20 protein-coding genes, 1 tRNA gene and 1 pseudogene are annotated in these 26,357 nt (G+C 65.5%); 13 read left to right on the top strand and 9 right to left on the bottom strand.

Annotated features, from left to right (window positions below):
• Window positions 1-16 precede the first annotated feature (16 nt).
• The 9 genes and pseudogenes from B9P64_RS30635 to msbA form a co-directional block, all read left to right on the top strand.
• Window positions 17-91: pseudogene (locus tag B9P64_RS30635) on the top strand (prepilin-type N-terminal cleavage/methylation domain-containing protein); the annotation flags it as partial.
• A gap of 57 nt (window positions 92-148) precedes the next feature.
• Entirely contained in the window at window positions 149-583 is a 435-nt protein-coding gene (locus tag B9P64_RS07465) for a GspH/FimT family protein (RefSeq protein WP_235839922.1), read from the top strand.
• Window positions 571-1,122 (top strand): type IV pilus modification protein PilV, encoded by a 552-nt coding sequence (gene pilV, locus B9P64_RS07470; RefSeq protein ID WP_085315618.1) that lies wholly within the window; start codon window positions 571-573, stop codon window positions 1,120-1,122. The genes B9P64_RS07465 and pilV overlap by 13 nt, the downstream gene beginning before the upstream one ends.
• A 47-nt stretch (window positions 1,123-1,169) precedes the next feature.
• Window positions 1,170-2,012, top strand: coding sequence for a PilW family protein (locus B9P64_RS07475; protein WP_217808661.1), 843 nt, complete (start codon window positions 1,170-1,172; stop codon window positions 2,010-2,012).
• Window positions 2,009-2,518 (top strand): pilus assembly PilX family protein, encoded by a 510-nt coding sequence (locus B9P64_RS07480; RefSeq protein ID WP_085315620.1) that lies wholly within the window; start codon window positions 2,009-2,011, stop codon window positions 2,516-2,518. Before B9P64_RS07475 ends, B9P64_RS07480 begins: the two co-directional genes overlap by 4 nt.
• 6 nt (window positions 2,519-2,524) lie before the next feature.
• Complete coding sequence (locus tag B9P64_RS07485; RefSeq protein ID WP_085316000.1) at window positions 2,525-6,292, top strand: pilus assembly protein; 3,768 nt, start codon at window positions 2,525-2,527, stop codon at window positions 6,290-6,292.
• Entirely contained in the window at window positions 6,289-6,732 is a 444-nt protein-coding gene (locus B9P64_RS07490; protein WP_085316001.1) for a type IV pilin protein, read from the top strand. The genes B9P64_RS07485 and B9P64_RS07490 overlap by 4 nt, the downstream gene beginning before the upstream one ends.
• Window positions 6,733-6,774: 42 nt before the next feature.
• Window positions 6,775-10,290, top strand: coding sequence for a DNA polymerase III subunit alpha (gene dnaE, locus B9P64_RS07495; protein ID WP_085315621.1), 3,516 nt, complete (start codon window positions 6,775-6,777; stop codon window positions 10,288-10,290).
• A 51-nt stretch (window positions 10,291-10,341) separates the two neighbouring features.
• A complete protein-coding gene (gene msbA / locus B9P64_RS07500; RefSeq protein WP_085315622.1) occupies window positions 10,342-12,120 on the top strand; it encodes a lipid A export permease/ATP-binding protein MsbA in 1,779 nt (592 codons plus the stop codon).
• Here msbA and B9P64_RS07505 read toward each other — a convergent pair.
• The 9 genes from B9P64_RS07505 to nadD all read right to left on the bottom strand — a co-directional run bounded on the left by B9P64_RS07505 (window position 12,054) and on the right by nadD (window position 21,458).
• On the bottom strand, window positions 12,054-13,181 hold the full coding sequence (locus tag B9P64_RS07505) for a glycosyltransferase family 9 protein (protein WP_139826188.1): 1,128 nt from the start codon (window positions 13,179-13,181) through the stop codon (window positions 12,054-12,056). The two genes, msbA and B9P64_RS07505, sit on opposite strands and share 67 nt — an antisense overlap.
• 97 nt (window positions 13,182-13,278) lie before the next feature.
• Window positions 13,279-14,052: a glycosyltransferase family 2 protein gene (locus tag B9P64_RS07510; RefSeq protein ID WP_085315624.1), complete on the bottom strand. Its 774-nt coding sequence runs from the start codon at window positions 14,050-14,052 to the stop codon at window positions 13,279-13,281.
• Window positions 14,040-16,349 (bottom strand): O-antigen ligase family protein, encoded by a 2,310-nt coding sequence (locus B9P64_RS07515; protein WP_085315625.1) that lies wholly within the window; start codon window positions 16,347-16,349, stop codon window positions 14,040-14,042. The genes B9P64_RS07510 and B9P64_RS07515 overlap by 13 nt, the downstream gene beginning before the upstream one ends.
• Entirely contained in the window at window positions 16,328-17,398 is a 1,071-nt protein-coding gene (locus tag B9P64_RS07520) for a glycosyltransferase family 4 protein (protein WP_085315626.1), read from the bottom strand. The genes B9P64_RS07515 and B9P64_RS07520 overlap by 22 nt, the downstream gene beginning before the upstream one ends.
• A gap of 19 nt (window positions 17,399-17,417) precedes the next feature.
• Entirely contained in the window at window positions 17,418-18,923 is a 1,506-nt protein-coding gene (rng, locus tag B9P64_RS07525; protein WP_085315627.1) for a ribonuclease G, read from the bottom strand.
• Window positions 18,920-19,567 (bottom strand): Maf family protein, encoded by a 648-nt coding sequence (locus B9P64_RS07530; RefSeq protein ID WP_085316002.1) that lies wholly within the window; start codon window positions 19,565-19,567, stop codon window positions 18,920-18,922. Before B9P64_RS07530 ends, rng begins: the two co-directional genes overlap by 4 nt.
• A gap of 15 nt (window positions 19,568-19,582) precedes the next feature.
• The gene (gene rlmH, locus B9P64_RS07535) at window positions 19,583-20,053 is read right to left on the bottom strand and encodes a 23S rRNA (pseudouridine(1915)-N(3))-methyltransferase RlmH (protein WP_085315628.1); all 471 of its coding nucleotides are present in this window, start codon (window positions 20,051-20,053) and stop codon (window positions 19,583-19,585) included.
• Window positions 20,054-20,058: 5 nt separating this feature from the next.
• A complete protein-coding gene (rsfS, locus tag B9P64_RS07540; RefSeq protein ID WP_085315629.1) occupies window positions 20,059-20,811 on the bottom strand; it encodes a ribosome silencing factor in 753 nt (250 codons plus the stop codon).
• Window positions 20,808-21,458 (bottom strand): nicotinate (nicotinamide) nucleotide adenylyltransferase, encoded by a 651-nt coding sequence (gene nadD, locus B9P64_RS07545; protein WP_085315630.1) that lies wholly within the window; start codon window positions 21,456-21,458, stop codon window positions 20,808-20,810. Before nadD ends, rsfS begins: the two co-directional genes overlap by 4 nt.
• Window positions 21,459-21,665: 207 nt before the next feature.
• Here nadD and dnaQ point away from each other — a divergent pair, with 207 nt between their 5' ends.
• From dnaQ to urtA, 4 genes are all read left to right on the top strand, one after another.
• Window positions 21,666-22,367 carry a DNA polymerase III subunit epsilon gene (gene dnaQ / locus B9P64_RS07550; RefSeq protein WP_085315631.1) on the top strand — a complete coding sequence of 234 codons (702 nt, stop codon included), beginning with the start codon at window positions 21,666-21,668 and terminating at the stop codon, window positions 22,365-22,367.
• A gap of 31 nt (window positions 22,368-22,398) precedes the next feature.
• A tRNA-Val gene (locus B9P64_RS07555) sits at window positions 22,399-22,473 on the top strand.
• Between the two features lie 128 nt (window positions 22,474-22,601).
• On the top strand, window positions 22,602-24,737 hold the full coding sequence (locus B9P64_RS07560) for a 3-hydroxyacyl-CoA dehydrogenase NAD-binding domain-containing protein (RefSeq protein ID WP_085315632.1): 2,136 nt from the start codon (window positions 22,602-22,604) through the stop codon (window positions 24,735-24,737).
• Window positions 24,738-24,993: 256 nt separating this feature from the next.
• Window positions 24,994-26,247 carry an urea ABC transporter substrate-binding protein gene (urtA, locus tag B9P64_RS07565; RefSeq protein ID WP_085315633.1) on the top strand — a complete coding sequence of 418 codons (1,254 nt, stop codon included), beginning with the start codon at window positions 24,994-24,996 and terminating at the stop codon, window positions 26,245-26,247.
• Window positions 26,248-26,357: the final 110 nt, after the last annotated feature.

Here is a 26,357-nt window from a genome sequence, read left to right on the forward strand (position 1 = left end):
TCCAGCGGGAACAGCGATGCATTTCGGGAAGCGAGGTTTCACCCTCGTTGAATTGATGGTTGTCGTGGCCATTTCCGCGATCGCCCTGGGCATCGCGGTGCCATCCTTCCGCAGCGTCATTCAGGGAAACCAGAGCGACGCGGTTGCGATGGATCTGCGTGCTGCAATCAATCTCGCGCGCGAGGAGGCCATCCGCACCCGAGGTGTCGCCGCCCTCTGTCCGCGCGCCGCCGATCGTGCCGGCGAGCCGTATTGCAGCGGCACGGGCGACTGGAGCCACGGCTGGCTGGTGCTCACGCTGCCCAGCACTGGCTCGGTCACCACCTGCCCGACCACGTCCAACACGAATGTGGTGCGCGCCTTCGATCCGCCCGATTCGACTGCACGCCAGATCGCCATCACCGCCAGCAGCGTCCAGAAGAGCTGCCTGCGCTTTGGCGCCACCGGTCTGCCGGCCAGCAACTTTGCCGGCCTGACCTTTACGGTGGCCTTTCCGGGCGACGGCAAGGTGAGCTGCCTGGTGCTGAGTTCTGCCGGTCGTCTGCGCCGCGAAGACAAGACGGGGACCTCATGCAACGGCTGACCCTTTCCTCGCGTCGGCGTGGCTTCTCGCTGGTGGAAGTGCTTGTGACCATGGCGGTGTCGGCCGTGGCACTGCTTGGTCTGGCCGGCATGGAGTTGCAGGGCATGCGCCTGCAGAACGTGGCCAATTTCCGCGGCACGGCGGCGCTGCTTGCCTCCGGTCTGGCAGACCGCATTCGCGCCAATCCGACGGGAGCGTCCGGACTCTCCGCCTATCTCTTCACCAACGACTATCAGGGCACCGAGCCGAACGATCCGCCCTGCACCGACGACTGCACGGCGGAGCAGGTTGCCCAGCGTGACCTGCACGACTGGTGGAACGACGATCTGAAGCGGCAATTGCCGGGTGCATGGTTCCGCATCGACAAGGCGGATGGTGCCTACAAGCTGAGCGTGGTGTGGCGCGAACAGGATCTGGAGGCCTCGGCATCGACTTCGACGGCGGAATCGTTCACCTGTCCGGCGGTACTGCTGTCGAGTGCGGCCTCGGACGTTCAGGTAGCGAATCTGCGGTGCTACACGGTTTCGATCTGGCCATGAGCAAATTAAGGCATAGACATAGCGCCGGCCGCACACTCGTCGAACTCATGATCGCAATGGCCATCGGATTGGGCATGTCGATCGCAGTGTCGTCGCTTTATATCTCGTCGCGCGGCGCGAGCAAGACGAGTGATGCGGCTGTCGAGGTACGCAGCAATGGCCGTCTTGCGCTTCAGCTGTTGACCGAGCAATTGCGCATGGCCGGATATGGCGACTATCTGAGCGGTTGGAACGGCTCGCGCTACAAGGGCAGTACCCGCACCGGATGGAACGCTTCCGGTATCGGCTATGCGGTCAATGGCTGCGATGGTCGTTTCACCAAGGATGTGAATGCACCGGCCGGCTGTGGCAGCGTCAATGCCGATCAGGCATCGATCGCTCTCGCTTATCATGCAGCGACCAGTTCGAGCACCAATGGCGCAAATGTCGATTGCGTCGGCGATGAAGCCGAAACCGATGCGGCCACTGGCTTCCAGACAGTATCCAATACATATTTCATTGCAACGGACTCCAATACCCAAGAGCCGACTCTGTATTGCCAGGGCGGCGGTGGCAGCGGAGTCAAGATGGCTTCACCCCAACCGCTGGTGACCGGGGTCGAGCAATTTGTCATTCGCTACGGTGTCGATATCAACAGTGACTTTTCTGTCGATCGAGTGCTGACGGCGACGGAAATCCGCCATGAAGCAGCAGAAAAATCGCCGAAATACGATTTCTCGAACGTCCAGAGTGTCGAGATTTGTTTGGTGATTCGTTCGAGCCAGAAGGGATCGGTAACGCTTACCGATGAATCGCTGGATTGCAACGAACAGAAATTTGCGAGCGACGGTCGATACAGGCAACGATTTCGCACCACGGTCAACATCCGCAACAAGACATATCGGCCATGAAAACCAGACTGCATCACGGCTTTTCAGCTAAATATGCCAGAGGGATTGTGCTGATCATAAGCTTGGTCATGCTAATGCTGTTGACGATTCTCGGAATCATTGCACTGCGCTCAGCAACAAGCGAGGAGCGGATCGCATCCAACATACGCGATCGGCAATTGGTGTTTGAATTGGCTGAGAGCGGTTTGCGGCGTTGTCAGGACGAACTTCACGGCAATACTTTTTCGCGTACGCCAACACCACGTCCGACCGGCGCAGACCCCAATAACTGGGCGAAGCCAAGCAATTGGACCAAGGAGAACAGTGCCGTGGCGACCTATTCCAAGGACGATGCGGATGTCGTCGTCCAATGCATGGCCGATGAGGTGCTGCTCTTACCTTCTTCGGCACAAATCAGTGGTGGCAACTTGCGTGAAACCAGGAATGGATATCGCGCAACCGTAAAGGCTTATCGCAAGACGGGTGGCGCGACTGTCATGGTGCAATCTGTATTTCCTTCTGTCTGAAAAGTGATGAATACAAGAAAAATCTTGCTGTGTGCCATCGCTACCTGGCTTGCATGCAAATCGCTGCCTACGGTATCCGCTGCCAGCAGCATCAGTCAAAACCCGTTGCTGAATGCAAAGACGCCCGCGCCGAATATCATGTTGGTGATGGACGGTTCTGGCTCCATGTTTTATGAAATGATGCCCGATAGCCTTGGCTTCCCTTATGATGAAGGTTCATTGAGAAACTATAATATTTTTCCTCTACCGCTTCAGACGAGTGAGTCACTTTATATCTACAACGGCTACAACGCGGTCTGCTGTGTCACAAGATTGGGGGTGGTCAACGGAAAGACGGGGTTCATATCGACGCCAATATCGCTTGGTTTTGATGAAGACGATCTATTTGTTGCGCAACGCCGTTCGGCAATGGTGAATCGTATCTATTACGATCCGGAAATACGTTATCGCCCATGGCGTCATGCCGACAACACCGAATGGGCCGAAGCAGCACCTGATGCTGCGTATTGGAATCCAATGCGCCCAGGTGCCGGGGCAGAAAATCTGGCTGCAATAGGTGCCGGGTCAGAAAATCTGACTGTGCGTCATACAACTACTGGCTATTGGTATAACGATAAGTCGCTTGCCAAGCATAGTATCGGCACTGTATCGCAGCAAAGCTATTATCTCGGCACCTATTATGTTCTCAAATATACCGTGGATGAAAAAACCGGGGTGCGGACTTATGCCGACCCGTCGAAAATAGAGTCGTTCACGCGCTACGTAATTTCAAACGAGAATCCTGAAAGTCCCAAGACTTTCCCTAAAGGTGCTGCCCGCGACGACTGTGCTGCGAGTTATTGCACTTATGACGAGGAAATCAAGAACTTTGCCAATTGGTTTGTCTATTATCGTTCACGATATCTGCTTGCGCGCGGTGCAACTGGCGCAGCTCTCGCAGCGCAAGCAGACAATTCTGTCAGGATCGGTTATGCCGATGTGGTTCCGCCCTGGAATGATTCGGGTAAAAGGAACATCGATGGTGTCGTCACGCCCTATATCAAGGCGGGAATACGTTCATTTTCCGGGAGCGATCGGGTTGACTTCTTCGATCGCTTATATAACGCAAAAACCGAAGATAATATTACGGCAACCCAGACTCGTGAGTCGCTCGACTATATTGGCAAATATTTCGAGAGAACTGGAGCTGGTAGTCCATGGACAAACAATCCAGCCGGTGCCGATCAAGACAGTGTCAAGACGCTTTCTTGCCGTCGTTCTTACAGCCTGATCGTATCCGACGGGATGTGGAATCGGGCCGGTGCAGTTGGGGATGCCACTGGAAACATCGACGGTACGGACGGCCCGTCGATCAAGCGTGAAAGCGACGGCAAGGTTCGGCAATACATCGCGGCCAAGCCCTACGCCGACAGCTATTCAGGCACTTTGTCGGATATCGCGATGTATTACTGGAATCGCGATCTGCAACCCGATATTGCAAACAATGTCCAGGATTCAAGCGATAACATCGCTTTCTGGCAGCATCTCTCAAATTATGTCGTTGGCTTGGGGGTTGATGGCTATCTCAACCCTTCGAGCGATCTGCCGTATATTTATTCAGGCGATAAAGTTTGGGCCAGCCCTTATCTCAGCGCCGAAAATCAGAATACCGAGCCATCGCTGGATCCGGCCGCGGTAATCGATGACATGTGGCACGCGGCAGTCAACAGTCGCGGGAAATATTTCTCAGCCAAGAACTACACCGACCTTTCCAAATCCCTGACTCAGGCGCTGAGCGAGATCAGTATCAGCGCAGGTACAACAGGTGGCTCGATGACAGAGTCTGCCATCTATACCAACGATAGCGGGGTGATGTATTCCAGCTATGCGCCGACAAACTGGGCGGGAGACCTTCGCTATTCAACAGCCCAAGACGGGAAGGAGTCGGTCTATTGGGTTGCGTCGAAGCGGGTTCCTATACCGAAATCGCGCTCGATATTCACCAAAGATGCTAATGGTTCAACGGTCGCATTCTTGTGGGATGACTTGTCTGATTCTCAGCAATCGGCGCTGGGTGGTGACAAGGGTATTGTCGACTATCTTCGCGGCGATACGACATGGGAGGTCCGCAATCGTCCAGCAACTCTCGCCGTCAGCGATTCAAAATATGCGCAATATCGTTTCCGGACTCGCGAAACAAAAGTCGATGATGAAACAAAAGTCACGTACGACAATGTACTTGGGGATATTTTGGGGAGTAATGCCGTTTTGATCGGACCATCCGACGATTATGCCTACGACGCCTTGCCAGACACGATCGATGGTCATTCATCCTATCTGGAGGCGCGTGCGGGCTTTAAAAAGCGCACCCCAGTGGTTTTCGTGGGGGCGAACGACGGCATGTTGCACGCTTTCAATTCCCTGGCGAGCAAAGAAGGTGGCGCAGAGGTGTTCGCTTATATCCCGCGGTCGGTTCTGGGTGGGCTCAAATCCTATGCGAGTCCGAATTACGTTCATAGAATGTTCGTCGACGGGCCGTTGGAACCGAGCGATGCCTATTTGACGGTAGGCGACAAGGCTGAATGGCGTACGGTGCTGCTGGGCAGTACGGGGGCTGGTGGTCGGGCAATCTTTGCCTTGGATGTCACCAAGCCTAGCGCGATGACAAAGAATTCGGTGCTGTGGGAGCACGATTCCAGCGAAACCGATTTCAAAGAATTGGGTTACACCTTGTCGGCGCCCCGCATTGGGGTGGTTCAGACGAGTTCCGGTGGTCAATGGGTTGCAGTGGTTCCCAACGGGTACGAAAGCGCTAGTCACACGGCGCAGCTTTTCATTCTCGATTTGCAAGATGGGCATGTACTCAAGCGTATCGATACCGGCGTCGGAAGCGAGAATTCTCCCAATGGATTGGGTTCGGTCGAGGTCAGGGTCGACGAGCAGCGCAGAATCGTTGCCGCTTATGCCGGCGACAAGTTGGGCAATTTGTGGAAGTTCGATCTCTCCGACGTCGACATGTCGAAATGGTCGGTCAGTGGTGGATCCCAGCCTTTGTTCAAGGCGAAGGTTGGAAGCGGCGGTTCGGCAATTGCCCAGCCGATCACTGCCAGGCCATCATTGTGGCGTCTCGATTCCGGTCAGGTCATGGTGGTGTTCGGGACCGGCAAGTTCTTTGAAACCGATGACGACTCGACTTCGCTGCCCGTCAGTCAGACGATTTACGCCGTCGCAGAACCTGCGACTGAACGCGGTCTGCTTCGCTCCGATTTGCAGGCATTGACCAGCTCCAAGGTCTACGATTCATCTGGCATTACCAGTTCCGAGCATCTGACTGGGGTTCAGATTACTGGATCGAAGGTCGATCTTACGGTGAAAAAGGGTTGGTATCTGGATATCGCAAATCTGGCGGGCGAGCGGGTGCTGGCCCAGGCAAACGTTATCGGTGGAATTGTGTATCTGACTTCGTTTGCCCCTTCGTCCGGCTATTGTGAGTTCGGTGGCTCGTCCATTCTGTATGCATTGAATCTTGCCGATGGATCGCAAACCGCCATTCCACAATTCGACAATTCATCCATCGATGCGAGCAGTGCCGCCGATTGCGAAAACGGCAAGTGCCTGAGTGGCCTGAAAATAGAAGGCACGACCAGTGCGCTGAATTATCTTCTGCGGGCGACTGTAGGCAACACGATCGGCGTAACTGCGCTGGGACGAAGCATCAGTCAGAATTTGATCAACAAATCCCTGGGTGGAAGCGTGCGTTACTGGCGCGGCAACTGGCGCGAGATTACGCAATGATTCGGAAAGCAATTCGAAGTCGTGATTCGATCCACGGTGTCACGCTGATGGAACTTGTAGTGGTAATGGCAATCATCGGCGTGCTTTCGGCGATTGCCATACCTCAATATACAAAGTACGTGCAGCGTGGCAATCGTGTTGCAGCGCGCGGCCAATTGCTTGCCGTGGCCCAGTACCTCGAACGCATCCATACCCAGACATTCAGTTATGGTGCGTCGGCGAGCGAATACACGAGCTATCTGTCCAATGTAAATGCCGATTCTGGATTGGTCGGCAAATACACGATTTCGGTCGAATTGTCCGAAACTGCATTCACGCTGAGCGCCACGCCAAACGATCCGGGGCCGAATGCCAGCGACGAATGCGGCACGCTCACCGTCGACCATCGCGGCGTCAAGGGCAACAGCGACGGCAGCTACAACACCTGCTGGGGGCGGTGAGTGCGGGGCCGGGCTGATCGCCCGGCCTTCTACAATCGCGGGATGACCGAAACCGCAGCTCTCGCCCCGTCTTCCGCCGATGCGCCCGTCGCGCCGGCCGCCCGCTTCGTGCACCTGCGCGTGCATACCGAGTACTCGATCACCGACGGTATCGTCCGGGTCGACGACATGGTGGCCAAGGCCGCCGCCGACCGCCAGCCAGCGCTGGCGATGACCGATGCCGGCAACCTGTTCGGCCTGGTCAAGTTCTACAAGGAAGCGCGCGGCAAGGGGGTCAAGCCGATCTGCGGCTGCGACGTGACCCTCGCCAATCCGGCCGATCCCGAGCACCCCTTCGATCTTCTGCTGCTGGTGCAGAACCGCGCCGGCTATTTGCGGCTTTGCGAACTGCTGTCGCGCGCCTGGCTGACCAATCAGGTGCGTGGCCGACCCGAGCTGATGGAGTCATGGCTCGACGACGGCACCGATGGCCTGATTGCGCTGTCGGGCGCGGCGCAGGGCGAGATCGGTTGCCTGCTCGCCCAAGGCAATGCGGCGGGCGCCCGCGCAGCGGCGCAGCGACTGGCGGCGCGCTTTCCGGATCGCTTCTACATCGAGCTGCAACGCAGTTCACATCCCGAACAGCAGCGTCATGTGCCCGAGGCGGCGCGGCTGGCGGCAGAGCTGGGCCTGCCGATCGTCGCGACCCATCCGGTGCAGTTTCTTGAGCCGGACGATTTCATCGCCCATGAAGCGCGCTATTGCGTGGCGGCCGGCGAGCGGCTGAACAACACGCGCCGACCCAAGCCGTTTACCCAGGACCAGTACCTGCGCTCGCAGGACGAGATGGCGGCGCTGTTCGCCGACCTGCCGGCGGCGCTGGAAAACACGCTCGAAATCGCGCGCCGGTGCAGCCTGCAACTGGAACTGGGCAAGCCCAAGCTGCCGCAATTCCCCACGCCCGACGGCTACACGCTCGACGACTGGCTGGTGCATCTGTCGAAGGAAGGGCTGGAGAAGCGCCTCGCGGTGCTGTTCCCGGATGAAGCGGAACGCGCGGCGCGCCGGCCCGAGTACTTCGCGCGGCTGGAATTCGAGTGCGGAACCATCATCAAGATGGGCTTCCCCGGCTACTTCCTGATCGTGGCCGACTTCATCAACTGGGCCAAGAACAACGGCGTGCCGGTGGGCCCGGGGCGCGGTTCGGGCGCGGGTTCGCTGGTGGCCTATGTGCTCGGCATCACCGACCTCGATCCGCTGCGCTACAACCTGCTGTTTGAGCGCTTCCTGAACCCAGAGCGCGTCTCGATGCCCGACTTCGACATCGACTTCTGTCAGGACGGGCGCGAGCGCGTGATCGAGTACGTGCGCGACAAGTACGGCGCCGAGTCGGTGTCGCAGATCGCCACCTTCGGCACGATGGCCGCCAAGGCTGCGTTGCGCGACGTGGGCCGGGTGCTCGACATGGGCTACGGCTATGTCGACAGCATCGCCAAGCTGGTGCCGGCGCCGCCGGGCAAGACGGTCACCATCCGCAAGCGCACCAATCCCAAGGACGAGAAGACGATCTACGCACGCGAGGTCGAGCCGCAGATCGAGGAGCGCGAGAAGAACGAAGAGGAAGTGGCGACGCTGCTTGACCTCGCGGCGCGGGTCGAGGGCATCACCCGCAACATCGGCATGCACGCGGGTGGCGTGCTGATCGCGCCAGGCAAGCTCACCGACTTCTGCCCGCTGTATGTGCAGGAAGGCTCGAACGTCGTCTCGCAGTACGACAAGGACGATGTCGAGGCCGTGGGCCTGGTGAAGTTCGACTTCTTGGGTCTGACGACGCTGACCATCCTCGACTGGGCGGTGCGCTACATCCACCGCCGGCCGGGCCATGAGCAGTTCGATCTGAGCCAGACGCCGCTCGACGACGCAGGCGCCTTCGAGGTGCTGAAGACGGCCAATACCGTGGCCGTGTTCCAGCTGGAAAGCCGCGGCATGCAGGACATGCTCATCAAGGCGCGGCCCGACAAGTTCGAGGACATCATCGCGCTGGTGGCGCTGTACCGGCCGGGCCCGATGGACCTGATCCCGAGCTTCTGCGACCGCAAGCACGGCCGCGAGCGGGTCGAGTACCCCGATCCGCGCGTCGAAAGCATCCTCTCCGAGACCTACGGAATCATGGTCTACCAGGAGCAGGTGATGCAGATGGCGCAGATCATCGGCGGCTATTCGCTTGGTGGCGCCGACCTGCTGCGCCGCGCAATGGGCAAGAAGAAGGCCGAGGAAATGGCCCAGCACCGCGCCTTGTTTGCGGCGGGTGCGGCCAAGAACGGCATCACCGAACCGAAGGCGAACGAGATGTTCGACCTGATGGAAAAGTTTGCCGGCTACGGCTTCAACAAGTCGCATGCGGCGGCCTATGCGCTGCTCTCGTACTACACGGCCTATCTGAAGAAGCATTTTCCGGCCGAGTTCTACGCGGGCAACATGAGCTGCGCGATGGACGACACCGACAAGATCAAGATCCTGTGGTCGGACGCCACGCGCAACAACGGGCTCAAGGTGCTCGGCCCCGACGTGAACCTGTCGGCCTACCGCTTCGAGCCGACCGACGAGAACACCATCCGCTACGGGCTCGGCGCCATCAAGGGCACGGGCGAGGGCGCCATCCTCAACATCCTCGAAGCGCGCAAGGCCGGGCCGTTCACCTCGCTGTTCGACTTTGTGCTGCGCGTGGACAAGCGCTCGGTCAACCGCCGCACGATCGAGGCGCTGATCCGCGCCGGCGCCTTCGACAGCATCACGCCCGACCGCGCCTCCCTGCTCGCCTCGGTGCAGCTGGCGATGGATTTCGGCGAGCAGCGTGCCGCGTCGGCGAGCCAGAACAGCCTGTTCGGCGACGACGACGTGGTGGAAGGCGAACCGCCGCTCGTGCCCTGCGAGCCGTGGTCGCTGCACCAGCTGCTCACCGAGGAGAAGACCGTGTTCGGCTTCTCGCTGTCGGGCCATCTGTTCGACGCCTGGGCCGGCGAGGTGCGGCGGTTTGCGCGCACCTGGCTCGATCAGGTGCGGCCGTCGCGCGAGCAGCAGACGCTGGCCGGCGTGATCTCGGGCGTGCGCATCATGATGGGCCGGCGCGGGCGCATGGCTATCGTCGCCATCGACGACGGCCGGGCGCAGCAGGAAATCATGGTCACGGGCGAGAACCTCGACACCTACCGCAATGTGCTGGTCGAGGACGCGCTCATCGTGGTCACCGGCGTCGTGCGCTCTGACGAGTTCTCGGGCGGCGTGCGCATCATGGTCGACAGCATCGAGACGCTGGCGGCGGCGCGCGCGCGCCATGCCAAGCATCTGCGGCTGGTGGTCGAGCAGCCGCAGGACGGCGCCATCGAGCGCGCGAATGAATTCCTCGGCCGGCTGGAGCCGCTGCCGTCGATGGGCGTGCCGGTGCAGATCGAGGTGCGCAACGGCAGCTGGAGCGGCGTGCTCAAGCTGCCGCCCGACAAGCGCGTGCTGTGCGACGACATCGAGATCAAGCAGCTCGCCCAGGCTGCCAGCGCGCGCGAATGGCAGCTCGTCTACTGAGGCGCGCCGCCGCGAATGCCAGCCCGTCACCGGGCTCACCACAGGATTCCAATGTCTGAAAAGCAAGAGGCGGCCGACGGTCGCAAGCTGTACTTCCGCCTGCTGGCCTATACGCGGCCCTATCGTCCGGCCTTTCTGGGCGCGGTGGCCTGCATGGTCGTGGCCGGCGGCATGGAATGGATGATTCCGCGCGGTCTGCAATTGCTGCTGGAGCGCGGCTTTTCTGGCGAATGGCGCTATGTGTGGCTTGGGCCGCTGGCGCTGATCGCGCTGGCCTTTATGCGCGGCGGCTCCAATTTCGGGTCGAGCTACTTGATGGAGTACGTGGGCAATCGCGTGCTGCAGGACCTGCGGCGCGACATGTTCGCGCGCCTGATCCGGCTGCCGGTCAGCTATCTCGATAGCCACGGCAGCGCCTGGGTCATCAGCCGCATCACCAACGATGTGGGCAATGTGGGCCAGGCGGCGACCGGCGCGGTGATCGTGATGATCCGCGACAGCATCATGATTTCCGGGCTGATCGCCTATCTGCTCTATCTCAACTGGCAGCTGACGCTGGTGGTGATGGTGATCGCGCCGGTGGTGAGCTATGTGGGCAAGCTCACGCGGCGCCGGCTGCGCGCGATGGGCCGGCTGAGCCAGGAGTCGAACCGCGAGATGCTGGGCGTGCTGCAGGAAGCGATCGAGGGCCAGAAGGTGGTCAAGATCTACGGCGGCCAGGGCTATGAGAGCGGGCGCTTCGACCGCACCAATGCGGCGCTGCGCGGCTATGCGATGCGGGCATCGGTGGCCTCGTCGGCGCAGGGCGCGGTGTCGCAGTTTGTCGCGGCAATCGCGCTGGCCATCGTGGTCGGCATCGTGATCTGGCAGGGCACGGTCACGCAGCAGACCTCGGCGGCGTTCGCGTCCTTCATGACGGCGATGATGATGCTGCTGGCACCGATGAAGCGCCTGACCGACGTGAACTCGCAGTTGCAGCGCGGGATCATCGCGGCCGAAAGCGTGTTCACGCTGCTCGATACCGAAGCCGAGCCCGATACCGGCGCGCGCAGGCTGACCGGGGCCAGGGGCGCCATCGAGTTCGACCATGTGACGCTGCAATACGAGCAGGCCGACCGGCCCTCGCTCAACGACGTGTCGGTGCGCATCGCGGCCGGCGAGGCGGTGGCGCTGGTGGGCGCGTCGGGCGGCGGCAAGACTTCGTTTGCCAATCTGGTGCCGCGCTTCTACCGGCCGACCTCGGGCCGGATCCTGCTCGACGGCGTGCCGCTCGACGAGCTTGAGCTGGCCAGCCTGCGCGAGCAGATCGCGATGGTCAGCCAGGACGTGGTGCTGTTCAACGACACGCTCGCGGCCAACATCGCCTATGGCGGCAAGCGCGATGCGAGCCGGGCCGAGATCGAGGACGCGGGCCGCGCTGCGCATCTCGACGACTTCATCCGCTCGCTGCCGGCCGGCTACGACACCGAGATCGGCGAGAACGGCGTGCGGCTGTCGGGCGGCCAGCGCCAACGGCTGGCCATCGCGCGCGCGCTGCTCAAGGACGCGCCGGTGCTCATCCTCGACGAGGCCACGTCGGCGCTCGACTCGGAAAGCGAGCGCCATGTGCAGGCGGCGCTGGAGCGGCTGATGCAGGGCCGCACCACGCTCGTGATCGCGCACCGGCTCAGCACCATCGAGAAGGTGGATCGCATCGTGGTGCTGGATCAGGGCCGCGTGGCCGAGGTCGGCACGCATGCCGAGCTGATGGCGCGCGACGGCATCTACGCCGGGCTGTACCGCATCCAGTACTCGGTCGAGGCGCGCGGCGGCGCATCGGTCGCGCTCTGATCGACGGCGGCGAGGCTGGCCAGGAAGGCGGCCACGACCGCCGTCGGCGCCGACGTGGTCACGCTGTGCATGCGGTGCGGCGCGACCATGCGCCAGCCCGGCTCGATCGGCTTGAAGAAGACCGCGCAGCCCGGCTTGTCGTAGGCCAGCGCCACATGCATCAGGCCGCCGTCGGGGCCGAGAAAGGCGTCGCAGCCGTGGATGACGGCGGCGGTGCTGGCGATGTCGAGCCGGTCGATCAGGTCGCGGCAATGGCGGGCGCGCCAGTCGCCGTCGGGCAGGGTGTCGGCATCGGCGCGCGCATTGCCAAGGCCGAGCAGATGGAAGCGCGGCGGCGGCAGGCTGGCCGGCCAGGCCGCGATCAGCGCCGGCAATAGCACGGCCCAGTCGGCGATGCGGCGGCGCGGATCGCGGGCGCCGAGCGCGACGGCGATCTCGGTGCGCGGACCGTCGCCGGGCTCGGCCTCGATGCGGACCGCCGGCGGCGCGAGCCAGGGCGGCCGGATCGGCGCGCTGCGGCCGAACAGCAGATTGACCCGGCCCTGGGCGAATGCCGGCCGGTTCAGGCATTCGCCGCGCAGGTCGCCAATGACGCCGGCATAGGGCACGCGCGGGTAATGCGTGCGCAGCCAGACGAAGACGCGGGTGTTGTAGTCCTGGACCAGGATCAGGTCGTAGTTGCCGCGGCTGCACTGGGCCGGATCGGTGAACACCTGGCCAAAGCGCGGATCGTGGGCATAGAGCGGCGCGAGGCCGGGGCTCAGGCAGAGATCGACGGTGACGCCGTCGGGCATGCAGTCGCGCGCGGCCAGGTCCATGACCGAGTCGCCGAGCGTGGTCCAGCCGTACATCCACAGCATCCGGCGCACCGGCTGGGTCACGCGGGCGCGGCGCCAGCGCACATGGCCGGTGAGCACTTCGGCCAGGTCGCGCAGAAACAGCCGCCGCACGATGCTGGCGCGGCTGCGCCAGGGCAGCGCGCGGAACTCGGCATGCAGCTCGCCATCCACGTCGCGATCGCACACGGGCGCCCACAGTCGTCGCAGATAGTTGAGTTGCATGGCGTTGGCGAGGAGGAGAGGGGCGCGCAATGCTGGCACGGCAAGGCTTCGGCTTTGCTGCCGGCGGGCAGCGGCGAGCCTACCGCCCGGCGTCGTGTCAGGGCCCGGGTTCGTCGATGAGCGGCTGGCCGGCGCGCTGGATCTCGCGCAGCTTGAGATGCTTGTAGTAGCTGGTCTCGGCATTGACCACGGCGACCATGAAGCCCTCGGCGCCGTCGAGAAAGCCGAGCTTGAACACATAGGTGCGCGCAAACGCCCACAGCCCGTGGCGGATCGCGCCGCCGAGCGAGCCGCGCTTGCCGCGCTCGTGCAGGTCGACCGCGCTGCCCGAGGAGTAGCGGTTCATCTTCTCCAGCACGCTGGCGAGGTCGCGGTAGCTGTAGTGCGTCATCGGCGCGGCCAGGTGGCCGACCGGCTTGTCGGTGGCGAGATTGGCGTGGATGACGTGGGTGGTGAAGCGCGCGCTGCCGCGCTTGAACAGCCGGCGCGTGCGGTCGGGCCACCAGCCGGAATGCTTCATGAAGCGCTTGACGAACAGCGAGCGGCGCGGCACGTCGAACACCTCGAAGCGGCCGGCGGCGATGGCGGCGCGGATCTCGGTGGCCAGCGCCGGCGTGATGCGCTCGTCGGCATCGAGCGAGTAGATCCAGTCGCCGGTCGCGGCGTCGATGGCGCGGTTCTGCTGCGGGCCGTAGCCGGGCCAGTCGGTCGCGAGCACGCGGGCGCCGGCGGCGCGGGCGAGGTCGGCAGTGGCGTCGGTGCTGCCGCTGTCGAGCACCAGCACTTCATCGGCAAAGGCGGCGCTGCGCACCGCGTCGGCGATGTTGGCCGCCTCGTTGCGGGCGGCGATCACGACACTCAGCGTGGGCATGGTGGTGGGGCTTTCGGAAGTACGGTGGCGGCCAGCAGGCGGCGCGCGGCGGCCAGGATGCTGGCGGCGTCGATGTTGTCGACCGGCACCTGACCGCTGCCGTCGGCGGCGGGCGGCGCGATGAGCAGTTCGAGCGCCGGGCAGTCGGGCGTCCAGCGCGCGAGGTTGTCGGGCTGGGGCTGGTACAGCGCCACCAGCGGCCGGCGCAGCAGCGCGGCAATGTGGGCGATGGAGGTGTCGGGCGAGATCACCAGATCGGCCGCGCCGATGACGGCGGCCGATTCTCGGATGTCGGTCGGCGCGAGCAGCCGGGCGCCGGCCGGCAGCAGCGGCTGCACCGCGGCGCGCCAGCCGTCGTTGCCGGGCGCCAGCAGGATGACGACTTCGCCGTCGGCGACCAGCGCGCTGGCCAGCTCGGCGCAGCGGCCGGGCGACAGGCTGCGCAGCGGGCTCGCGCCAAACGGGTTGATCGCGATGCGCGGTCCCGCGCCGGCAAAGGCGTCGGCAGCGAAGGCGCGGGCGCTGGCCGGCAGCGGCCAGTCGAAGCGCCAGTCGGCCGCCTCGATGCCAAACCGGCGCAGGAAGGCGCGGTAGCGCTCGACCACGCGGCCATCCTCGGGCAGATCGAGCCGCTGGAACTGGTTGAAGGCCGGGCCGGCGCCCTTGAGATTGATCGGCGCGCCGAGCACGCGCATGAACAGCAGATCGCTCCAGCGCGCGCGGTCGTTCAGCTCGATGCAGTACTGCGCGCCCAGCCGGCGCAGCGCCAGCGCGGCGCGCAGCACATCGAGCGGATGGCGCCGGCGGCAGACCACGACCCGATCGACGCCGGGCAGATCGGCATAGAGCGCCTGCTGCCCGGGCGCGACCACCACCGCAATCTGGCAGCCGTGGCGGCGCTTGAGCTCGCCATAGAGAAAGCCCGAGACGACGAAATCGCCGAGCTTGCCGTCCCAGCGCAGGAACACCATCGGCCCGCCCGGCGTGCCGAGCCCGGCCGGCCGCGCCGGCACCCACCACAGCGCCCGCGCCAGCGCGATGCGCAGCGGCAGCAGCTGGCGCTTGAGCCAGGTCTGGCGCCGCTGGCGCGCCACCGCATCGGCCGGCAGGCCGGTGGCGGCCGCCGCCAGTTCGGCTTCACGCCGCGCCACCAGCGCCATCAGCCAGGTCAGCGTCAGCGCATGGAAGGCGGCGTTCATCGTCACCGCCAGCATCGATTCGGTCAGCCCGAACACGAGGTAGCAGGCGCAGACCAGCAGCCCGCTGCGACCGGCGCCGCTCAGCAGCGCATCGCGCTGGCGCGCCGCGCGCAGGAACAGCGCGCCCGGCACCAGATACAGCCCGAGCAGCACCAGCAGGCCGACCGCGCCGGTCTCGGCAAAGTGGTTGAGGAAGTCGTTGTGCGCATGACGCTTGTTGGTCAGCGCCGGATCGAGCAGCCCGGCCTGCGCGTAGTCGGCCAGCGTGGGCTGGAAGCGCCCGCGCCCCACGCCGAAGAACGGATGCTCGGCGCCCATGCGCAGCGCCGCGCGCCACAGCGCCAGCCGGATGCCGGTCGAGGTATCGGCATTGCCCTTCTCCAGCTCGGTGAAGTCGGACTGAATCATTTCCACGCGGTGCCGAACGATGTCGTTGCCCAGATAGGCGCCGGCACCGGCCAGCAGCGCCAGCAGAAACAGCGGCAGCGTGATCCAGCCGCCGCGCGACTCGGACAGCAGCGAGGCATACAGCGCCGCCGCGAGCGCGACGCTGCCGAACAGCCAGCGCCCGGCGCGCGGCCGCGCCTCCCACTGGCTGGCCAGCAGCGCCACATAGCCAAGCACCAGCGCCATGTTCCCGAACGGAATCGCGTTGACGAAGGGCAGGGTGCCGCGCTCCAGCTTGAGCAGATGCAGGCCGATCCAGGCCGCGCCGGCGGCACCGATGGCACCGAGGCCGAAGCTCCAGGCCGGCAGTTGCAGCCGGCGCGAATCGATGCCGGCGATGAAGCCGAAGGCGCCGGCCGCGAGCAGATAGCGCACCGTCGTGTCGAGCGCGGCGCCGTTGTGATCGCTGGCCGCGAGCAGCCGCGCGACCGTGAGCAGCGGATAGGCCGCAAGCGCCGCCACGAACCAGCGATAGCGCCGGTCGATGGCCGGCAGCGCCGCCCGCCGCCGGCGCGTGAGCGCATGCGCGATGGCCAGCAGCACCAGCGCGAACAGGCAGGCATTGCTGCTGTGGCGCACGGTCAGCACCAGCGCGGGATAGAGGGCGAGCGCGAGCAGCGCCGCGTTTTTCAGATTGAAGCCGGCAGGCATGGCAGGGCGAGCTGGAGCAGGGCAGCGAGATGGCGGTCGATGTCGGGGTCGTAGTCGACGAAGTGCCGGGCCGGATCGGCGAGCCGATGGCGGCCGGCGCGGGCGCGTTCGACCGCGCTGGCGATGACGGCGGCAAGGCTGGCCGGATCGGCGCGGTCGAAGGTCAGGCAGGCGTCATCGTCGAGCACTTCGGTGCAGGCGATATTGCTGGCCAGCACGGTGGGCGTGCCGCACAGCACCGACTCGATGCCGACCAGCCCGAACGGCTCATAGGTGGAGGCGAGCAGGCTGTAGTCGGCGGCGCGGTAGAGCTTCTCGATGTCGCGCCGGTAGCCGAGGCTGGCGAGGTTGCGGCCGGGCCGGTCGACATCGCGGCCGACCACCGCCAGCAGCACCGGCAATTCCGTGTGCTCAAAGAAGGCACGCAGCAGCGGCAGGCCCTTGCGCTTGTGGCTCGACGACGGAAACAGGAACACCACCTGATCGTCGCGCCAGCCCAGCTCGCGGCGCAGCTCGGCGCGCTCGGCCGGCGCGGGCGGCGCAAACAGCCGCGTGTCGACCGGCGGATGCAGCACGCGCAGCCGGTCGTCGGCCACGCCGTAGAGCGTGCGCAGCTCGGTGGCCATGAGCCGCGAATGCGCGACCACGTAGCGCGCGCCGTCGTAATGCTGCTGTTCGAGCCGCGCCTGGAGCCAGTCGGACGGAGTGCCGAAGCGGCCCTCGGCGCGCAGATAGCCGCGATGCGTGCCGCCGCAGATGGCCAGATCGGCGCCGCGCGTGCGGTTGCAGCCGATCACCGCGTCGAGCCCGAGCTGCGCCTTGTGCCGCACGAGGCTGCGCGAATAGAAGACGTCGCGCAGCTTGCCCGGCACCGGCGGCGCGATGCGCACCGGATGGACCAGCGCGTACTCGGGCACGCTCGTGTCGAACTTGCGCGCGAAGAACCACGGCACCTCGCCGCGGCGCGCAAGCGCGCGCACCAGGTCCATCGCATAGCGCTCGAAGCCGCCGCTCGGGCGCAGCGCATTGCAGGAGATGCCGATCTTCATGCGGGCTCGCGGCGGCACATCACATCAGGATGATGTCGTACTGCTCCTGCGAATACAGCGCCTCGACCGCCAGCGACACCGGCTTGCCGATGAAGTCGCCGAGCGCTGCGAGGTTCTGCGACTCCTCTTCGAGGAACAGGTCGATCACGCCCTGGCTCGCGAGGATGCGGAACTCCTTGGGATTGAACTGCCGCGCCTCGCGCAGGATCTCGCGCAGGATTTCGTAGCAGACGGTGCGCGGCGTCTTCACTTCGCCGCGACCGGCGCAGGTGGGGCAGGGCTCGCAGAGCATGTGGGCCAGCGATTCGCGCGTGCGCTTGCGCGTGAGCTCGACCAGGCCCAGCTGCGAGAAGCCGTTGACCGTGGTGCGCACCCGGTCGCGCGCCAGCGCCTTGCGCAGCTCGCCGATGACCGAATCGCGATGCTCGGCGCCCTGCATGTCGATGAAGTCGACGATGATGATTCCGCCCAGATTGCGCAGCCGCAGCTGGCGCGCGATGGACTGGGCCGCCTCCAGATTGGTCTTGAAGATCGTGTCGTCGAACGAGCGCACACCCACGTAGCCGCCGGTGTTCACGTCAATGGTCGTCATCGCCTCGGTCTGGTCGATGATGAGATAGCCGCCCGACTTCAGGTCCACTCGGCGGCCGAGCGCCTTCTCGATCTCCTCGTCGATGCCGTACACGTCGAACAGCGGCCGCTCGCCGCGGTAGTGCACCAGCTTGTCGACGAGGCCCGGCGTGAACTCGTTGCCGAACTCGGTCATCTGCTGGAAGTTCCAGCGCGAGTCCACCTGGATCGACACCGTGGCGTCGTTGGCGATGTCGCGCAGCACGCGTTGCGTGAGGCTCAGATCCTGATACAGCAGCGCCGGCGCGGCCTGGGTCTGCACGCCGGCGGTGATGCCGAGCCAGGTCTTGCGCAGGAAGGCGATGTCGGCCGCCAGCTCGGCGTCGCTCGCATCCTCGGCCTGGGTACGCACGATGAAACCGCCGTTGTCGGGCTGGCCGTTGGCGCCGCGCGCCTCGGCTGCAAGCTTTTGCACCCGCTCGCGCAGCGCGCTGCGCTCGGCCTCGTTGCCGATCTTCTGCGAGATGCCGATGTGCGGGTCCTGCGGCAGATAGACCAGCATCCGCCCGGCGATCGACAGCTGGGTCGACAGCCGCGCGCCCTTGCTGCCGATCGGGTCCTTGATGACCTGCACCAGCAGGCTCTGGCCTTCGTGCAGGATTTTCTCGATGGGTTTCAGCGGCTCGTCATGCCGGCCGCTGCGCGCCGTGCCGAGCTTGTCGATGAAGATGTCGGCCACATGCAGAAACGCCGCGCGCTCCAGCCCGATGTCGATGAACGCGCTCTGCATGCCGGGCAGCACGCGCTGCACCCGGCCCAGGTACAGATTGCCGACCAGCCCGCGCTCGGCGCCGCGCTCCACATGCAGTTCCTGCACCGAACCCTGGATGACGATGGCGACCCGGGTTTCGTAGGGCGTGACGTTGATGAGGATGTCTTCGGCGTTGGGCTTCATGCGGGCGTGTCGAGGTTGGGGGCGGCAATCCCGAAGTCGCGCAGCAGGGTCGCTGTCTCGTGCAGGGGCAGACCCATGATGCCCGAATGGCTGCCCCGGATCGTCGCGACCCAGGCCGCCATCCGGCCCTGGATCGCGTAGGCGCCGGCCTTGCCGCGCGGCTCGCCACTGGCCACATAGGCGCGGATCTGCGCCGGCGTCATTGGCGCGATGGCGACCGTCGACACGCTCAGCGCGGCGCGCTGCCTGCGCGCGCTCACGATGCAGACGGCGGTCAGCACGCGATGCGTGCGGCCGGCGAGCCGCGTGAGCATCTCGACCGCATGCGCATCGGATTCGGGCTTGCCGAAGATGTCGCGGCCCAGCGCCACCGTGGTGTCGGCGCAGAGCACCGGGCGCGCTTCCAGCCCGCGCGCCTTCATGCGGGCCAAGGCCGACCCGGCCTTCAGCGCGGTCACGCGCTGCACATAGCTGGCGGGCGCCTCGCGGCCGAGCATGGCTTCGAGTTCTTCGAGCGCATGGGCTTCGGCGGCGTCGGCCGGCAGCAGCGTGTCGAAGCCGATGCCGATCTGGTGCAGCAATTCCTGGCGGCGCGGGCTTTGCGAAGCGAGCCAGATTCGGCCTTGAGTGCGCGGCTTGGGCATGGGCATGCCGCGCGATCAGGCGCGGTGATAGGGATGGTTGTTGAGGATGGACCAGGCGCGGTAGAGCTGCTCGGCGAGCAGCACGCGGACCATGCCGTGCGGCAGCGTCAGGCTGCTCAGGCGGATCAGCATCGAGGCTTCGGCCTTGAGCGCCGGATCGAGCCCGTCGGCGCCGCCCACCACGAATGCGGCGTCGCGGCCTTCGCGGCGCCAGCCTTCGAGCTGCTCGCTGAGCGCGACGCTGGTCAGGTCACGGCCGCGCTCGTCGAGGCAGACGAGCAGCGCGCCGCGCGGAATGGCGGCGCGGATGCGCTCGGCCTCGATCGCCATCACGGTGGCGGCGGTCTTGGACGCGCCGCGCGGCTCGGGCTTGACTTCCTTGAGCGCGATGCGCATTTCGGGCGGCATGCGCTTCGCGTACTCGTCGAAGCCCTGATCGACCCAGCCCGGCATGCGCTGGCCGACGGCGGCGATGACGAGCTGCATGCCGCCTACTTCTTGCGGCCGCCCGTCTTCACGACGATGCGCTTGACGGGGCCGCCGGTCTTGGCCGCCGGCGCGCCGGTCTTGCGGGCGGCGGCGGTCTTGCGCGGCGCGGCGGCGCTGCTGGCGGCGGTCTTGCGGCCGGGGCCGGCCGTGGTGCTGCGGGCGGCGGGGCTGGCAGCGGTCTTGCGCGCGGTGCCGGCGGCAGTCTTGGCGCCGGCGGTCTTGCGGCTGGCCGTCTTGGCGGCGGTCTTGGCCGGCGCGGTCTTGCGCGCGGTCGACTTGGCGGCGGCGCTGCGGCCGGCCTTGTCGGCGCCGCGCACCGGCGTGTCGTCGTCGGCGTCGTCCTCGTCGAGCGCTTCCGGCTCGTCATCCTCGGTCGCGAAGCGCGCCTTGCGCGAGGCATCGGCGCGGTCGGCCGAAGCCTTGAGCCGCACCAGCTTGCCGCCCCACACCTCTTCGAGGTTGTAGTACTGGCGGATCGCCGGCTGCATGAGGTGCACGACCGCGTCGCCGCAATCGACCAGCACCCATTCGCCGGTTTCCTCGCCTTCCATGCTGACGACATCGCCGCCGGCCTTCTTCACTTCCTCGCGCACCGACATCGCGAGCGCGCGGGTCTGGCGGTTGGAGGTGCCGGTGGCGATGACGACGCGATCGAACAGCGAGGTGAGATGGGACGTGTTGAAGACGAGCACGTCCTGGGCCTTGACGTCTTCGAGCGCGTCGACGATGACGCGTTGCAGCTTTGTGATGTTCATTCAGCGAGTTTGGGTAAGCGGTAGAGCCGGTGCGCGTCGATGTAGTCGAGCACGTCGGGGGCGATCATAGCGGCGATGGAATGGCGATCTCCGGCGGCCAGCGCGGTGCGCAGCGCGGTCGCCGAAAGGTCGATGGCGGGCATCTCGAAGGACACCGTGCCGCCGGCCACGCCGGCGGGCAGGGTGCGCGGCGGCAGATGGTCGGCCGGCATGCCGGCACGGTCGGCCACCGCGATGTGGGCCAGCGCCGGCAACTCGTCGTAGCGATGCCAGCTCGGCAGGTTGCGAAACTGGTCGCTGCCGATCAGCAGCATCAATACGGCGTCGGGCCCGTAACGCCGTCGCAGCAGCGCGAGCGTGTCGGCGGTGTAGCTCGGGCCGGCGCGGTCGAGTTCGCAGCGCTCGACTTCGGCGCGCTCGCGCAATGCGGCCGGCGCCTGGGCGAGGGCAAGTTCCATCATCTTCAGCCGGTCCGGCGCCGGCGACACGCCGTGCTTCTGCCACGGGCTGCCCGAGACGACGAACAGCAGCCGGTCAAGCTGCAACCGGTCGAGCGCCGCGGCGGCCAGCGCCAGATGCGCGGCATGCGGCGGATCGAAGGTGCCGCCGAACACGCCGATGCGCGGCGCCGCAGTTCCGGCGCTCATGCGAGTTGCGCGCGTCCGGTCGCGCAGCGGATTGGGCCGGGAATGCAGTGCATCGAAGACGCGGTCGGGCAGGGTGGATCGGCGAAAAGGGTCGCGCAGGGTAACAGAGGGCTTCCGTCGCCTTGCGGGCCGTGCGTCGGCGCCGATGCGGGGCGCTGCGCGGCGTCGGCGACAATCCGCGTTTTCGTCCTGAAGTGAGCGGCTTCCATGCGCCAGATCGTCCTCGATACCGAAACCACCGGCCTCAATGCACGCAACGGCGACCGGGTGATCGAGATCGGCTGCATCGAGATCGACAACCGGCGCCTGACCGGGCGCAGCTTTCACCGCTACGTGAACCCGCAGCGCCCGAGCGATCCCGAGGCGCTGAAGGTGCACGGCCTCACCGAGGAATTCCTCGCCGACAAGCCGCTGTTCGCCGACGTGGCCGACGAGCTGATGGATTTCGTGGGGGGCGCCGAGATCGTCATCCACAACGCCGCGTTCGACGTGGGCTTCCTCGATGCGGAACTGGCGCGGCTCAAGCGCGGCAACTTCGGCGCGGCGGTGGCCGGCGTGATCGACACGCTGCACATCAGCCGCGAGCTCAATCCGGGCAAGCGCCACAACCTCGACACGCTGTGCGAGCGCTACGGCATCTCGAATGCGCATCGCGTGCTGCACGGCGCGCTGCTCGATGCCCAGCTGCTCGCCGAGGTCTATCTGGCGATGACGCGCGGTCAGGACGGCCTGCTCGTCGAGACTGCCGAAACCGCCGAAGCTGCGGCGGCCAGGGTCGATGTCTCGGGGCTGGTCTTCAAGGTGCTGCGTGCCAGCGACGAGGAGCGGGCGGCGCATCAGGCGGTGCTCAAGGGCATTGCAAAGGATTGCCGCGGTGAGGCTTTATGGACACAGGTCTTGCCAGAATGAAAATTGCCGCTATACTGCGTGGCTCTCTTCCGGGCGGTTAACTCAGCGGTAGAGTGCCACCTTCACACGGTGGAAGCCACTGGTTCGATCCCAGTACCGCCCACCAGATTCAGCACAACGCCCCGGCCAGCCACAAGCTCGCCGGGGCGTTGTCGTTTCCGGGCCGGTATCCCGCTGGCGTACCAGGGCGAATGGATACAATCGCCGACGAGTATGTCCCCCGAGGAGAAGACCATGTTCGAAGGCCAGGCCCTGCGGCTCACGGCAGTGGAAGACGGCATCGTCGAGCTGCGTTTCGATCGCCAGAAAGAGTTGGTCAACAAGTTCGATGCGCTCACGTTCGGCGATTTCCGACAGGCGCTTGCCGAGCTGGCGGCCTTGCCGGGCTTGCGCGGCGTGCTGGTGACGAGCGCCAAGGACGTGTTCATCGCCGGCGCCGACATCTTCGAATTCCTGCCGGTGTTCGCCCAGCCCGAGCCGCAGATCGCGGCCTGGATCGGCGAGTCCTGCGCGGTGTTCAACGCCTTCTCCGATCTGCCGGTGCCCATCGTCACCGCCATCAACGGCTTCGCGCTTGGCGGCGGGCTTGAGATGGCGCTGGCGAGCGATTTCCGCGTGATCGCCGAGACCGCCCAGATCGGTCTGCCCGAAACCACGCTCGGCATCATCCCGGGCTTTGGCGGCACGGCGCGCCTGCCGCGACTGGCCGGCGGCGCGGTGGCGCTCGACTGGATCACCTCGGGCGCGCCGCGCAAGGCCCGCGTGGCCTACGAGGCCGGCGTCGTCGATACCGTCGTCGCGCCCGACGCATTGCGCGCCGAGGCGCTCGCGCTACTCAAGAGCGCGATCGCCGGCGAGCTCGACTGGCGCGGCCGCCGCGCCACGGCGCATGCTGGCTTCGAGCTGGACGCGGCGCTGGTCGCGAGTGCGCGCGCCGGTCAGGCCCGGCTTGCGGCCCATGCGCCGGCGGCGTCGATCGCCATCGAGCTGCTGGTCGAGTCGGCCAGCCTCACGCGCGATGCCGCGATCCAGCGCGAGAACCTGGCCTTCGCGCGCGTGGCCCGCACGCCGGCGGCGGCGGCGCTGGTGGGCGTCTTCCTCGCCGATCAGGCGGTGCGCAAGAAGGCGCGCGCGCTCGCCAGGACCGGCAAGCCGGTCAAGCGCGTGGCGGTGATGGGCGCCGGCGCGATGGGCGGCGGCATCGCCTACGTCAATGCGCTGCGCGGCTTTCCGGTGGTGATGCAGGACATCGCGCAGAACAAGCTCGAACTCGGCCTGCGCGAGGTCGACCGGCTGCTGGCGCGGCAGGTCGCGGCCGGCAAGCTGTCGGCCGAGAAGGCGGCGACGGTGCGCGCCGCCATCGAGCCCACGCTCGATGCGCGCAAGGTGGCCGATGCCGACATCGTCATCGAGGCGGTCAACGAGGATCTCGGCATCAAGCACCGGCTGCTGGCCGACATCGAGCCGCGCGTCGCGCCGGCGGCGGTGCTGGTGTCCAACACCGCCACGCTCACCATCGCCGAGCTCGATGCACCGCTGTCGCGGCCCGAGAACTTTGCCGGCATGCACTTCTTCAATCCGGCGCCGGTCACGCCGCTGGTCGAGGTGGTGCAGGGGCCGCGCACGCGCGCCGAGGCGCTCGGCACGGTGGTCGGGCATGGGAGCGCGCTCGGCAAGACGCCGATCGTGGTCAAGGACTCGCCGGGCTTTCTCGTCAACCGGCTGCTCACGGTGCATCTTCTGGCGTTCTGCCGGCTGCTGCGCGACGGCGTGGACTACGCGCGCATCGACCGCGTGCTGGAGGACTGGGGCTGGCCGACCGGCCCGGCGGCGTTCTGCGACAGCCTGGGCATCGATCTGCTGCGCTACATCGTCGATGCGGTGTCGCATGCCTACGGCAGCCGGCTGCTGCCCGATCAGGCGCATGCGCTGGCCGTGCTCGACGATGCGCATCGGCTCGGCCGCAAGTCGGGCGCGGGCTTCTGGCGCTACGAGACCGACGACGCCGGCCGCGAGCGCCGTCTGCCCGACGACGCCACGCAGGCCGCGCTGGCGCCGGCGCTCGCCGGCAGCGCCATCGTCATCACCGACGAGCAGATCGCCGAACGCATGATCCTGCCGCTGGTCATCGAGGCCGCCCGCGCGCTCGACGAAGGGCTGGTGGAAACCGCCGCCGAGCTCGACATGGCGGTGATGCTCGGTCTCGGCTTTCCGCGCTTTCGCGGCGGACCGCTGCGCTACAGCGATTCGCGCGGCGCCGCCGGCATCGTCGCCAGCGCCGATCTGCATGAGGCGCTCGGCCCGCTCTATCAGCCCGGTGCAAACCTGCGCGAGATGGCCGCCGCCGGCACCGTGTTCTTCCCCATCTGACGCCATCGCGCCAAGCCCGTGCCCGGCACGGGAACCCTGTTGGTGCCGCAACGCCCCGGATTCGAACCCGGGGCGTTTCTTTTTGTGCGCGCCCGCCCGAAGCCGGTGCCGCGTCGCATTTGCGGGTGAAATCTGTCGCCAGCTGGCAGGCGTTTTGTATCCAATCCCGCTCGCAAACCCTCGGTTTCCAGTGGCATGGAATCTGCAAACAGCCGTCCGGGCTCAGAGCCCCATATCCACAGAGAGGAAACCGTTCATGGATCGTCGGGAGTTTGTAAAGGGCGCCGCCGCTGGCAGCGTCCTCACCTGCACCAGCATTTCCACCGCATTCAGCCAGTCGAAGGAGCCGATCAAGGTCGGCGTTCTGCATTCGCTGTCGGGCACGATGGCCATCTCGGAAACGACGCTCAAGGATTGCGCGTTGATGACCTTCGACGAGATCAACGCCAAGGGCGGCGTGCTCGGTCGTCCGCTGCAACCGGTCGTGGTCGATCCGGCGTCGGACTGGCCGCTGTTTGCCGAAAAGGCCAAGCAGCTCATCTCGCAGGACAAGGTTTCGGTCGTGTTCGGCTGCTGGACTTCGGTGTCGCGCAAGTCGGTGCTGCCGGTGTTCAAGGAGCTGAACAGCCTGCTGTTCTACCCGGTGCAGTACGAGGGTGAAGAGCTGGAGAAGAACGTGTTCTACACGGGCGCGGCGCCCAACCAGCAGGCCATTCCGGCCGTCGAATACCTGATGAGCAAGGAAGGCGGCGGCGCCAAGCGCTTCGTGCTGCTCGGTACCGACTATGTGTACCCGCGCACCACCAACAAGATCCTGCGCGCCTTCCTCAAGAGCAAGGGCGTCGACGAGAAGGACATCGACGAGAAGTACACGCCGTTCGGCCACAGCGACTACCAGACCATCGTGGCCGACATCAAGAAGTTCGCCGCCGGTGGCAAGACCGCGGTGATCTCGACGATCAACGGCGACTCGAACGTGCCGTTCTACAAGGAACTCGGCAACGCCGGCCTCAAGGCCAAGGACGTGCCGGTCGTCGCCTTCTCGGTCGGCGAGGAAGAACTGCGCGGCGTGGACACCAAGCCGCTGGTGGGCCATCTGGCCGCCTGGAACTACTTCGAGTCGATCAAGAACCCGACCAACGACGAGTTCATCAAGAAGTGGAAGGCCTATGCCAAGGCCAAGAACCTGGCCAATGCCGACAAGGCGGTGACCAACGATCCGATGGAAGCCACCTACATCGGCATCAACATCTGGAAGCAGGCCGTCGAAGCCGCCAAGACCACGGACGTGGACAAGGTGATCGCGGCCGCCGGCGGCCAGAAGTTCAAGGCGCCGTCGGGCTTCGAGATCGAGCTCGACAAGACCAACCACCATCTGCACAAGCCGGTGTTCATCGGCGAGATCAAGGCCGACGGCCAGTTCAACATCGTCTGGAAGACGAAGGGCCCGTTGCGCGCCCAGCCGTGGAGCCCGTTCATCGCCGGCAACGAGAGCAAGCAGAACATCTGATGCTCGATGCGGCCGCGCCATCCCCGGCGCGGTCTTGCGAGGCACGCGGCTGCGGTCGGTTCGACCTGCCCGCCGCGTCGCCCGACCCGGCCAGTCGCGCCGGCCAGTCT

The sequence above is a fragment of the Derxia lacustris genome (assembly GCF_002105195.1).
In the GTDB taxonomy this organism is placed as follows: domain Bacteria; phylum Pseudomonadota; class Gammaproteobacteria; order Burkholderiales; family Burkholderiaceae_E; genus Derxia; species Derxia lacustris.